Genomic DNA, 12,309 nt, shown 5'->3' on the forward strand with positions numbered 1-12,309 from the left:
CATCTTGCAGTCTTTGGCAGTTTTGGGAAGGGCTTAGCCGCTGGCCGGCGCTGCGAAAATGCCGCCCCTGCGGTGCGGCGGACCAGCCGCACCAATGAGCCGCCGCAAAGGCCGTGGCGGCCGAGTGACCGGGTGCGTCAGCGCTTTCGCGGAGCCGCGGTCTTGCCCGCCGGGCGCTTCCTTGCGGCGGGTTTGGTCGCGGCTTGGGTATCCTTGCCCCCGGTCCCGCTCGCCAGGGCCGCATCGCGCCCGGCGCTCATGATCTCCTCGGAGAACTCGCCGCTGCCGGCGATGCGCGCCATCACCACCGTTCCGATCAGGGTCGCCAACATGCCCGAAGCCCGCTTGCGCGCCGTCTTGCGCGGCACGTCCGGAATCTGGTCTGCAAACAGCTCCACCATCTTGTCGAGCTTGGCCGCAAAGGCCTTGCGGGCCTTGGGACCTTCGCGGGCGATTTCAGCCCCGAGTGCCGGAACCGCACAGCCATGGCCAGCGTCATCGCGATGCTGGGGGCTCAGATAGCGGTCCACAATCGCCGCAACCCGCTTCTCCGGCGCGACCTCGGGCAAGTCCTTCTGCCAACGCGCCATCGAGCGGTCGAGCGCATAGTTGAAGGCTTCGATGACCAGCGACTCGCGCGAGTCGAAATGCGCATAGAACCCGCCATGGGTCAGGCCGGCCTCCTTCATCAGGTCAGCGACCCCGACGCCATGCGCCCCCTTCTCGCGCAACCGAACCGAAGCCTTGCGGACGATACGGTCGTGGGTCTCTGCCTTATGTTCCGGAGAATAGCGCATGGCCGTCCTATGAAATGTTCCCAATCATATAATAGCAGCTCCGCGGCGTGATAGCTGCACCTATTTGATGAATTTGTGTTTGATCTAGCTCAAGATCGTTGACAACCGCGCGATCAGTCGTCGAATTGCGATGTGCGGATTACCATTGGATGACGGGAACAGCCATGGACATGCTCAATTCCCATTGCGGCGTCAGCCGCGACGACCGCGGCGTGGTCCGACTCACGATCTGCAAGGCGGGCGCCCTGAATATCCTGGGCTCCGCCGCGATCGACGCCGTCCGCGCCGGGCTGGAGACGCTGGCGGCCGATTCAAGCATCCGCGTGCTCGTGCTTTGCGGCGAAAGCGAGAAGAGCCTGATCGGCGGCGCCGACATCAAGGAAATGGCCGGCCTCGATCAGACATCCGCAGAAACGTTCATCACCCGCCTTGCAGGATTATGCGAAGCGGTGCGCGTATTCCCCGCGCCCGTAGTTGCCCGGATACCCGGCTGGTGCCTCGGCGGCGGACTGGAAGTCGCAGCCGCGTGCGATCTCCGCGTTGCGTCGCACAACGCGAAGTTCAGCATGCCGGAGGTCCGGGTCGGCATTCCCTCGGTCATCCACGCCGCACTCCTGCCGCGGCTGATCGGCTGGGGCCGCGCCCGTCGGCTGCTGCTGACGGCGGAGACCATCGATGCGCCGACCGCGCTTGACTGGGGCCTGATCGATGCCGTGGCCCCGGAAGGCGGGCTGGATGCCGCGGTCGAACAGACCGTGGAAGCACTGCTCGCCTGCGGACCCGCGGCACTGCGCGCCCAGAAGGCGCTGCTGCGGCAATGGGAAGAGCTGCCGCTGAAGGAGTCTGTCGCGGTGTCGATCGGCGCGTTCGGGCGCTCGTTCCTGACCGATGAGCCGAAGCGGCTGATGCAGGCCTTCATCGACCGGAAGCGGTAATCCGCAACTTTCTCCAAGAAGGTCTCGCCCTCTTGTCGGAAGGATGGTCGCTGCGGACAGGCCGAGGTCGAGCGGCTCGTCAGGGCCCGCGCAAGCGGAGCATTCAGTAATCGCTGGTGTTTACTGGATCATCCGCTTTCGCGGATGATGACGACAGAGGTCGCGGTATCCACCGTCCATCTCGCGGCAAGTTTAGGCCCGCATGTCCATTGAAACCTTTTGCAGCGCATTATATGATGCGTGTAATATTATAGAAAACAAGGGAACATGCCATGGTCACCCTTCCTGATCCCGTCGTCATCGTCTCCGCCGCGCGCACGCCGCTCGGCCGCTTCATGGGCGAGTTGTCGTCGTTCAGCGCCAACAAGCTCGGCGCCCATGTCATCAGGGCGGCGCTGGAGCGCGCCACCCTCGCGCCCGACAAGGTCGACGAGGTGTTCATGGGCAATGTGCTGCCGGCCGGCCAGGGTCAGGCGCCTGCCCGGCAGGCCGCGCGCGGCGCGGGCCTGCCCGATGCCACCGGTGCGACCACGGTCAACAAGGTCTGCGGCTCCGGCATGAAGGCGACCATGCTGGCGCACGACATCATCCAGGCCGGCTCGGCCGAGACCGTCGTCTCCGGCGGCATGGAGAGCATGACCAATGCGCCCTACCTGCTGGCGAAGGCGCGCGGCGGCTATCGCGCCGGCCATGACCGTATCCTCGACCACATGATGCTCGACGGGCTCGAGGACGCCTACGAGACCGGCCGCTCGATGGGCGATTTCGGCGAGGCGACGGCGGAGGCCTATCAGTTCACCCGTGCCGACCAGGATGCCTACGCGATCGAGACGTTGACGCGCGCGCGCCGCGCCGTCGAGGGCGGCGCCTTCAAGGCCGAGATCGCGCCGATCCGCGTGCAGGAGAAATCAGGCCCGCGGGACATTGCCAATGACGAACATCCGCTGAAGGTCGATCCGGCCAAGATTCCAGGCCTGAAACCCGCCTTCCGCGCCAACGGGACCATCACGCCGGCCGCCTCCTCTGCCAACGCCGACGGCGCCGCTGCCCTGGTGCTGACGAAGCGCTCGCGCGCCGACCGCGACGGCCTGCCGGTGCTTGCGGAGATCAGGGGCCATGCCACCCACAGCCAGGAGCCACAGTGGTTCACCACCGCCCCGATCCCGGCGATCCGCAAGCTCCTGGACAAGGTCGGTTGGAGCGTCGGCGATGTCGACCTGTTCGAGATCAACGAGGCCTTTGCCGTGGTCGCGATGGCGGCGCAGCGTGACCTCGGCATTCCGCGCGAGCGGCTGAACGTCAATGGCGGCGCCTGCGCGCTCGGCCATCCGATCGGCGCCACCGGCGCACGTCTGATCGTGACCCTGCTGCATGCGATGGAGGCGCAGAATTTGAAGCGGGGCGTCGCGGCGCTCTGCATCGGCGGGGGCGAAGCCACCGCGATCGCGGTGGAGCGGATCGCCCGATAAATCTTCTTGTCCCAAAATGAGGGAAGTTCGCCATTTCGGCCACGCGAACTTCCCCCCAAAATGGGCCGGCAAACCCTCACATCATTAATCCGAGGCGACATGATTTCGAACTGGCTCGCGGCCGCGCTGTCCCGCCGCAACATCCACTACGGCTGGGTGATGGTGGCCGTCACCTTCTTCGCCGCACTGGTCTCGGCCGGCACCGTGGGCGCGCCCGGCGTCTTCATCGTGCCGCTGCAGCAGGAGTTCGGCTGGAGCACGGCGGAGATCTCCTCCGCGCTGTCGATCCGCTTCATCCTGTTCGGGCTGATGGCGCCGTTCGCCGCCGCGCTATTGAACCGCTACGGTTTGCGCAACGTGGCGCTCACCGCCCAACTGACCGTGGTGTCGGCGCTGCTCGCCTCGCTGGCCATGACCAAGGTCTGGCACCTCATCGCTCTCTGGGGCGTCGTGATCGGGATCGGCACCGGCATGACCGCGCTGGTGCTCGGGGCGACGATCGCGACACGCTGGTTTGTGGCCCGGCGAGGGCTCGTGGTCGGCGTCATGACCGCGAGTGTCGCGACCGGGCAACTGGTCTTTCTGCCACTGCTCGCGAGCCTCACTGACCACCTCGGCTGGCGGATGTCACTCGGGCTCGTCTGCGTCATGCTCTGCGTCTCCGCGACGGCGGTAATGCTGCTGATGCGGGACCGGCCGAGCGACCTCGGCCTGCGGCCGTTCGGTGACAAGAGCACCGAGCCGATCGCCCCGCCGCCGCCGGTTACAGCGCCGATTCTCGCAGCCGCACTCGGCACCTTGCGTGACGTCTCCCGCTCGACGGTGTTCTGGATCCTGTTTGCGACCTTCTTCATCTGCGGCGCCTCGACCAACGGCCTTGTCCAGGTGCATCTGATCCCGATGTGCCTCGACTTCGGCATTCCGCAGGTGCAGGCGGCGAGCCTTTTGGCCGCCATGGGCATCTTCGATTTCTTCGGCACCATCGTGTCCGGCTGGCTGTCGGACCGCTACGACAATCGCTGGCTGCTGTTCTGGTATTACGGCCTGCGCGGTCTGTCGCTGGTGTTCCTGCCCTTCAGCGACTTCTCGTTCTATGGCCTGTCGGTGTTTGCGATGTTCTACGGCCTCGACTGGATCGCGACGGTGCCGCCGACCGTCCGCCTGACGGCGCAACGCTTCGGCACCGAACGGGCGAATCTCGTGTTCGGCTGGATCTTCGCCGGACACCAGCTCGGCGCCGGCAGCGCCGCCTTCGGCGCCGGCCTGTCGCGCACGCTGCTGCAAAGCTATCTGCCGGCCTTCTTCATCGCCGGCGCGCTCTGCATCCTCGCTGCGCTCCTGGCGCTTGCGATCGCGCGGCAGGCCAAACCGGTGCTTGCCGCCGCCTGAACGAAGAAGGCGAGCAGCGAATGGCGGAGACGATCCGCCATTCGCCAATCCCTTCCCTATTCGCCTTTACGGCCGCGTCGTCATCGCGGTCGGCGGGCCCGGGGTTCGTAACGGCTCGGCGAGGCGCGCGAACTCGCAGAGCAGCGCGCGGGTCTTGCGGGGATCGATGATCTCCTCGACCCAGAACTTTTCGGCCGTGCGGAACGGCGAGCGCAGCTTGTTGAGGCGCTCTTCGATCTCCTTCAGCTTCGCGGCCGGATCAGCCGCGGCGTCGATCTCGGCGCGATAGGCGGCCTCGATGCCGCCCTCGAGCGGCAGCGACCCCCAATAGGCCGACGGCCATGCATAGCGGATCGAGAAGCGATCGGCGGGCTGATGCACGACGCCGGCGACGCCGAAGGAGTTGCGCACGATCACCGTGCACCAGGGCACCGTCGACTGATTGACGGCGGCCATCGCGCGCACGCCGTGGCGGATGGTCGCCGCCTTCTCCGCCTCGAGCCCGATCATGAAGCCCGGGCAGTCCATCAGATAGACGATGGGCAGATGGAAAGTCTCGGCGAAATCGACCCAGCGGATCACCTTCTGACAGGCATCCGCAGTCCACGACCCGCCATAATGGAACGGGTCGCTCGCCAGCACCATCACCGCGCGCCCCTCGAGCCGCGCCAGGCCAACGATGATCGGGCGGCCGAAATTCTGCGCCACCTCGAAGAACGAGCCGTTGTCGACGACGGCCTCGATGATCGGTCGCATCTTGTAGACCTGGCGACGGTTGCGCGGCACCGCGTTGATCAGCACCTCCTCGGCGCGCTGCGGATCATCGTGGCACGGCACCGTCGGCGGCAGCTCATGGACCGAGGACGGCAGATAGGACAGGAAACGCCGCGCGCAGGCGAAAGCCTCCTGCTCGGTATCGACGGCATGGTCGACCGCGCCGGCCCGGGTCTGGATGTCGGCGCCGCCGAGCTCCTGCTTGCCGAGATCCTGACCGAGGCGTTTGACCACCGGCGGGCCGGCCACGAACATCGCCGACGATCTGGTCATGATCGAATAATGGCTGGCGGCGAGCCGCGCCGCTCCGAGGCCTGCAACAGATCCCAGCCCGAGCGCGACCACCGGCACGCAGGACAGGTTCTCCGTCGTCAGGCGGTACCAGCGATTGCCGCCGATACCGCCGGGCAGATTGGCCGCGCCCTTGGTCTCGATCGTCTTCACCGAGCCGCCGCCGCCCGAGCCCTCGATGATGCGGATGATCGGCAGGCGGAAGTCGTGCGCCATCTCTTCCGCCATGATCGGCTTGGCGGCGATCGAGGCGTCGGCAGAGCCGCCGCGCACGGTGAAATCGTCGCCGACCACGACCACGGTGCGTCCGTCGATGCGGCCACGGCCGAACACGCAGTTCGCGGGCGTCAGCTGTTTCAGCTCGCCTCGTTCGTCATATTCGCCGAGGCCGGCGATGGCGCCGACCTCGTGAAAGCTGCCCGTATCGATCAGCCCGTCGATGCGTTCGCGGACCGTGAGCCGGCCCTGGTCGCGCTGCCGTTGGACCTTGTCAGCCCCGCCCATCTCCCGCGCGAAGGCTTCGCGCCGGGCCAGTTCGTCGAGCTCGGGCTGCCAACTCATCCACTTCCTCCGTCATGGTCATTTTATTGTTGTTCTTATGATTGCTCTTGGCGGTCACCGGAAGCGGCTTTCTCTCCATGCGATTGTTGAACACGTCCGTCTCCGCACCCTGCAGCAGGGCGCCGATGGTGCGGCCGAGCTCGAGCATCGGGCGTGCGACCTCCTCGTGCAGCCGCGTCTCGTCATACATCGCGGCCAACAGCCCGATCGTCAGCACGACATAGGTCTGGTATTGCGGCGACCACAGCGGCAGCGCCAGCCCGTTGATGTGCGGGCTCCACAGGCCGCAGGCTACGACGTAGCCGCGCTCCTTCAAGAACTGCCTGTTGTGCGCGAGCCGCGGCCGCAACAGCTTTGCGGCTTCCGGCATCTCCCGCTCCATCTCGGCCAGCAGCGCATCGCCCATCTCGGGCTCGAGCGCGGCCACATAGGCGTGGCCGGCGGCGGTGCTCGCCATCGAGATCCGGCTGCCGGTCGTCTCTTGCAGGCCGACCGCGTTCTCGGAGCGACCGAATTCCAGATAGACCAGATGGAACTGGTCGGGGATCACGAAGCCGATCGTGCCGGGCAGTTGTTCGGCGAGATCCTGCAGCCGCTGTCGGATCAGATGCCGCAGCTGCAGGCCGCGCGTCATCGACGTGCTCATCGCGACCGCACTCGGACCGATGCGGTATTTCTGATCGCGGGGCAGATAAACCAGCTGCCCCATCCGCGTGAGCGTGTGCGTCAGCCGCGACACGGTCGAGCGCGGCAGGCCGCAACGGTTCGAAATTTCCAAATTGCCGAGCCGCGACTCGTGCCCCTCAAAACAGCGGAGCACGTCAAAGGCTCGCGAAACCACCTGAATAACATCACCCTCGCCAGCAAGGTCTCCGGGGAGCATCCCCACCCTGCTCAGCCGCTCCGAGCGTCGTCCCATGCGCTTCCTGCTCTATTCCATTTTGCGGAATAATATTCCGCTTGCAGAACAAGCTACATCAGGCACTTTGCAGCGACAACAACAAGCCGTGCACGAAAACAGATGAGTTTCAGCGTGTTGGCACAAGACGTTGGTCGTGAGGGAGCGGGATGCCGGAGATCAAGGTGGTCACTGACGTCGCGGGCCGCGTGTGCGCGGTGCCCGCGGAAATTGGTAGTAGAATTGGCAGCGGCGACGAGATCGTGGTGGTCGAGGCCATGAAGATGGAGATCCCGGTGCCCTCGCCGGCCGCGGGCAAGCTGATATCGCTGCTGATCAAGATCGACGACGTCGTTGCCGAGGGCCAGGTGGTCGCGATCATCGCGACCTGACATCGGCCCATCGGCATGCAGCGGCAAGATTTGACCACGTCTGCGGAAAGAGTGGGCTGGCTGATCTGGCACGCCTGCGACATAAACCGCCGGAGATGATTTCCCGGCGAGCCCGACCATGACGACACCACGCCCAAGACCGCTCCGCAATCCCCAGCACTGGGCCAGCGCGTCGCTACCGCCGCTGCAACGGTTTCTCTCGGCCTGCCATGCGGATTTCTGGCCCGACCATGACGGCGCGGTCGCCGACTACATCCCCGAGCTCAGCAAAGCCGATCCGTCGCATTTCGGCATCGGCCTCGCCACGCTCGACGGCCACGTCTACGAAGTCGGCGACAGCCGCATTCCCTTCACCATCCAGTCGATGTCAAAACCCTTCGTGTTCGCGCTGGCGCTCGATACGCTCGGCGCCGACAAGGTCGAACGCGTGATCGGTGTCGAGCCGTCAGGCGATCCCTTCAATTCGATCCGCCTCAATGCCGACAACCATCCCTTCAACCCGATGGTCAATGCCGGTGCGATCGCCTGCACCGGCCTGATCCGTGAGGCCAAGGGCGAGGGCGCATTCGATTATATCCGCGAGGCACTCGGCCGCTTCGCCGGCCGGCCGCTCGATGTCGATGACGCCGTGTTCACCTCCGAAAGCGCGACCGGCGACCGCAACCGTGCCATCGCCTATCTGCTGCGCACCTCCAACGTGATCCGCGAAGACGTGGCTGCGGTGCTCGCGGTCTACTTCCGGCAATGCGCCGTGCTGGTGAGCGCGCGCGACAGCGCGATCATGGCGGCCACGCTCGCCAATCGCGGCGTCAACCCGGTCACCGGCGAACAGGTGGTGAGTGCCTATGCGGTCTCGCGTACGCTGTCGGTGATGACCTCCTCGGGCATGTATGACTTCGCAGGGGAATGGATTTATCGCGTCGGCATTCCCGCCAAGAGCGGGGTCGGCGGCGGCATCCTTGCAAGCCTGCCGGCGCGGCTCGGGCTCGGCAGCTACTCGCCGCGGCTCGATCATCACGGCAATAGCGTGCGCGGCATCAAGGTTTGCGAGGCATTGTCCTCGCATTATGGCCTCCACATGCTGAGCCGCAGCGACGATGCGCGGACCTCGATCATCGCCGACTACGATATCGGCGCGAGCCCGTCGCGGCGCAGCCGCCGCGCGCATGAGCGCAACATCCTCGTCCAACATCCCGACGCCGTGCGGGTGCTGGAGCTGGTCGGTACGCTCTCACTGTCCAGCGTCGATTACGTCTCGCGCCGGCTGGCGGCCAACCAGAGACCGCAATTCGTGATCTTCGACCTGCGCCGGGTGACCGCGATGACACCGGCCGGCTTGCGGCTGCTCGCCGAGTTGTTTCACGAGCTCGCCGACTTCCACGTCACCGTGGTGCTGTCCGGCATCCGCCGCAGCTCGGCGGAATGGCAGGACATCATCGAGCGCACCGGCGACATCAACAATGTGCGCGACTTCTATCTGCTCGATACGGCCATCGAATGGGCGGAGGACCAGATCGTCTACCGCCATGGCGGGGCCATCGACTTCCTGGAGACCACCGAATTGTCCGAGCAGCCGCTGCTGGCAGGGCTTGCCGAGACGGAGCTCGGCGAGCTTGCCGCGCTCGCGACCATCAAACACTATCAGCAGGGTGAACGCATCATCGCCGCCGGCGAGCCCGCAACGAGCCTGTTCTTCGTGCGCTCCGGTGCCGTCCACGTCACCCTGCCCGACGGCATCAGGCTTGCGACCCTGACCGCCGGCCAGGCCTTCGGCGAGATGGCGCTGCTGGAGCCGCAGCGCTCCGCCGACGTGTTCGCCGATTTTTCAGCCACGGCTTTCGAGATTCCGCTGGCTGATTTCAACCGCTTCCGCGACCAGCATCCCAAGGCCTGCGTTGCCATCATGCGCAACCTCGCCCAGCTTCTCGCTGACCGACTGATCGTCGCGAACGCCCGGCTGAACCTGCTGACACCGAATTAGGCGGCTATCGGCTTCTGCCATTCCATGACCACGAACCACGGCGCGCGACGGAAGCGTTCCTGATGCACGCGTTCGCCGGACACCGGCGCAGGCTCGGCGAAGAAGGCAAGACGAAGCCCGCTCTCGAGGAATGTCGACATATAGGCCGAGAGCGGACGGTGCCAGTTCTCGATCCGGATGCCCGACCACTCGAACCAGAACGGAAACTCCTCAAGATAGCGGTCCACCGGGAAATGCAGGTGGCGGCCGGCATCGTCCTTGACCCAACCCTGTGCTGCACCAGCCGAGGTGAAGCCGGTGAGGTTTGCGATCAGCACCGAACCGCCAGGCCGCACCACGCGCGCCATTTCGTGGATCGCGGCGCGGAAGTCCGGAATATCGATGAGCGTGATGTAGCTGATGACGAGATCGAAGCTTGCGGTTTCGAACTCCATCGCTTCCGCGCGGCCGGCGCGATAGTCGCCGGACGGATCGCGTTCGCGCGCGGTCTTCAAGAGCTGCACGGTGGGATCGATACCGGTCGCCGCGATCCCCATCGCGCTCAGCACCCGGCAAAATCGGCCTTCGCCGCAGCCGACATCGAGCGCGTTGTGAAATCGCCCGGTCGCGATGCGCTCCCGCATGACGGGGTCGAGCACGTGCTCCCTTGCCCAATCGCCACGTTCGCCATTGGCGTCGATCCACGCCCGCGCGGATTCATCCCAGCCGTTACTCATAAGATCCTCCAATATGCCTTGCGCTCAAATGATCGCTGCGTAGCTCAGCACTGCGCACACCAACGTGCGTAATATTGCGTCTGACATGACATTGTCACGAAATCTCCGAGACACGCTTTCGAGGACAAATTACTTCAAGTTGCAATACACAGATCATCATCTATTCAAGTAGTCTCCTGATATTGCTGCCATTTGCGCGCGCTCGCCTAAACGTTACCGACAGTCCGACGCAGGACCAACATAACCGAGCCCAATTGGCGCCGCATTGCCAGACGATCTTTGGAACTGTCGATCGATGCCGAGTGGGGACTCGCAAAGCGAGATCGACGCAGGGGCGTTCCGAGTAAAATTCCAGCCAGCGTTCGCGCGTGTTTTTGCGCAGCGATGAGTCGTGTCCAGTGTCCAGGGAGGAAACGGCATGAAGGAAGCCACAAAGAGGGCGACGTCGGAGGCACTTGCGCACATGCTGGCGGTGACGGCGCTGCTCGTCATCGCCAGCGTCCTCTTCTACTGGCCATGAAGCTCTGTTTGGGGGTTCTGCGTATCAGTTTTTTCATCGCCGGAAAGATGAGGCGTGAGCCGGTCGCGGCTCATTCGGGAGTGAGTACGAGTCCTGCGTTAGTAAGTATGCGTATGTGTAACGAGTAAGCGTAGGCGTAAAGAGTAAGCGTAACGAGTAAGCGTAAAGCGTCTAACGGGTATCGCGCGCGCACGCTGCGATACGGGGCGGGACGAAGAGCTGCGTATGGCGTATCGTTCCGCCCCGGCACCCGGGGCGCAGATCACAGCCGGAATGCGACATCGGTGATGTCGCTGCTCACCGGCATCCAAATCCTCTGTCATTCCCTGGTTCATCGGACCCGGTTTCATCGTGGCGACAAAATGGCGAAGCTGTTTTGCGCTGCGGCGCGAATGGCGCTATGATGGCAGATCAACATTTCAATACGACTTCGGCAGGCCGAGCACCTTCTCGGCGATGAAGCTGAGAATCAGTTGCGGGCTGATCGGCGCGATCCGCGGGATCAGTGATTCGCGAAGATAGCGCTCGACGTGATATTCTTTGGCGTAACCAAAGCCGCCATGGGTCATCACCGCCTGCTCGCAGGCGTGGAACCCGGCCTCTGCCGCCAGATATTTCGCGCTGTTGGCAGCAGGACCGCAGGCCATTCCCCGGTCATATTGCCAGCCGGCCTGCAGGGTCATCAGCCATGCTGATTCGAGTTCCATCCAGTTCTTGGCAAGCGGATGCTGGATCGCCTGGTTCATGCCGATCGGACGGCTGAACACCTGGCGCGACTTCGCGTAGGCGGCGGCGCGCGACAGCGCCAGATGGCCGAGCCCGACCGCTTCGGCTGCGATCAGGATGCGCTCCGGATTCATGCCGTGCAGGATGTAGTCGAAGCCGCGCCCCTCCTCGCCCAGGCGATCCTCGACCGGGATCTCGAAATCCTCGAAGAACAACTCGTTCGAATCAACCGCCTTGCGACCCATCTTTTCGATCTCGTGCACCGTGATGCGGCTGCGATCGAAGTCGGTATAGAACAGGCTCAAGCCATGGGTCGGGCGCTTGACCTCATCGAGCGGCGTGGTGCGCGCAAGCAGAAGGATCTTTTCTGAAACCTGCGCAGTTGAGATCCACACCTTCTGGCCGTTGACGACATAGCGGTCGCCCTTGCGCACCGCTCGTGTCTTCAGCTGCGTGGTGTTGAGCCCCGTATTCGGCTCGGTCACCGCGAAGCAGGCGCGCTCGCGGCCGTCGACGATGCCGGGCAGCATGCGCGCGCACTGCTCCTTGGTGCCGAACACGACGACCGGATTGAGCCCGAAAACGTTCATATGGATCGCTGACGCGCCCGACATGCCGGCGCCGGACTCGGAAATGGTGCGCATCATGATCGCGGCGTCGAGGATGCCGAGCCCGGAGCCGCCATAGTCTTCGGGAATGCAGATGCCGAGCCAGCCGGCTTCCGCCATCGCCCGATGGAAGTCGGCCGGAAAGCCGCCCTCTTTGTCCTTTGTGAGCCAATAGGCATCGTCGAAGCGTGCGCAGATCTTTTCGATCGCTTCCCGGATCGCTTCCTGATTCGCAGTCAGCGCGAAGTCCAT

At 64.6% G+C, this 12,309-nt stretch carries 10 protein-coding genes; 5 read left to right on the forward strand and 5 right to left on the reverse strand.

The window, feature by feature from the left end:
• Positions 1-137: 137 nt before the first annotated feature.
• Positions 138-797 carry a TetR/AcrR family transcriptional regulator gene (locus tag BRAS3843_RS12060; protein WP_008969166.1) on the reverse strand — a complete coding sequence of 220 codons (660 nt, stop codon included), beginning with the start codon at positions 795-797 and terminating at the stop codon, positions 138-140.
• A 164-nt stretch (positions 798-961) separates the two neighbouring features.
• Here BRAS3843_RS12060 and BRAS3843_RS12065 point away from each other — a divergent pair, with 164 nt between their 5' ends.
• The 3 genes from BRAS3843_RS12065 to BRAS3843_RS12075 all read left to right on the forward strand — a co-directional run bounded on the left by BRAS3843_RS12065 (position 962) and on the right by BRAS3843_RS12075 (position 4,590).
• Entirely contained in the window at positions 962-1,732 is a 771-nt protein-coding gene (locus tag BRAS3843_RS12065; protein WP_008969167.1) for an enoyl-CoA hydratase, read from the forward strand.
• A 272-nt stretch (positions 1,733-2,004) separates the two neighbouring features.
• The gene (locus BRAS3843_RS12070; RefSeq protein ID WP_008969168.1) at positions 2,005-3,201 is read left to right on the forward strand and encodes an acetyl-CoA C-acyltransferase; all 1,197 of its coding nucleotides are present in this window, start codon (positions 2,005-2,007) and stop codon (positions 3,199-3,201) included.
• 99 nt (positions 3,202-3,300) lie between these two features.
• Complete coding sequence (locus BRAS3843_RS12075) at positions 3,301-4,590, forward strand: MFS transporter (RefSeq protein WP_008969169.1); 1,290 nt, start codon at positions 3,301-3,303, stop codon at positions 4,588-4,590.
• Between the two features lie 66 nt (positions 4,591-4,656).
• Here the strand turns inward: BRAS3843_RS12075 and BRAS3843_RS12080 are convergent, their stop codons facing one another.
• Complete coding sequence (locus BRAS3843_RS12080; protein ID WP_008969170.1) at positions 4,657-6,216, reverse strand: carboxyl transferase domain-containing protein; 1,560 nt, start codon at positions 6,214-6,216, stop codon at positions 4,657-4,659.
• Entirely contained in the window at positions 6,146-7,135 is a 990-nt protein-coding gene (locus BRAS3843_RS12085) for a helix-turn-helix domain-containing protein (protein WP_008969171.1), read from the reverse strand. The genes BRAS3843_RS12080 and BRAS3843_RS12085 overlap by 71 nt, the downstream gene beginning before the upstream one ends.
• A gap of 149 nt (positions 7,136-7,284) precedes the next feature.
• On the opposite strand from BRAS3843_RS12085, the gene BRAS3843_RS12090 reads away from it, so the two are divergent.
• Both BRAS3843_RS12090 and glsA read left to right on the forward strand, forming a co-directional pair.
• Positions 7,285-7,506, forward strand: coding sequence for an acetyl-CoA carboxylase biotin carboxyl carrier protein subunit (locus tag BRAS3843_RS12090; protein ID WP_008969172.1), 222 nt, complete (start codon positions 7,285-7,287; stop codon positions 7,504-7,506).
• Positions 7,507-7,624: 118 nt separating this feature from the next.
• The gene (gene glsA, locus BRAS3843_RS12095; protein ID WP_008969173.1) at positions 7,625-9,487 is read left to right on the forward strand and encodes a glutaminase A; all 1,863 of its coding nucleotides are present in this window, start codon (positions 7,625-7,627) and stop codon (positions 9,485-9,487) included.
• On the opposite strand, the gene BRAS3843_RS12100 is transcribed toward glsA, so the two are convergent.
• Both BRAS3843_RS12100 and BRAS3843_RS12105 read right to left on the reverse strand, forming a co-directional pair.
• Entirely contained in the window at positions 9,484-10,203 is a 720-nt protein-coding gene (locus tag BRAS3843_RS12100; RefSeq protein WP_008969174.1) for a class I SAM-dependent methyltransferase, read from the reverse strand. The two genes, glsA and BRAS3843_RS12100, sit on opposite strands and share 4 nt — an antisense overlap.
• A gap of 939 nt (positions 10,204-11,142) precedes the next feature.
• Positions 11,143-12,309, reverse strand: coding sequence for an acyl-CoA dehydrogenase family protein (locus BRAS3843_RS12105; protein ID WP_008969175.1), 1,167 nt, complete (start codon positions 12,307-12,309; stop codon positions 11,143-11,145).

Source organism: Bradyrhizobium sp. STM 3843 (assembly GCF_000239815.1).
GTDB lineage: Bacteria > Pseudomonadota > Alphaproteobacteria > Rhizobiales > Xanthobacteraceae > Bradyrhizobium.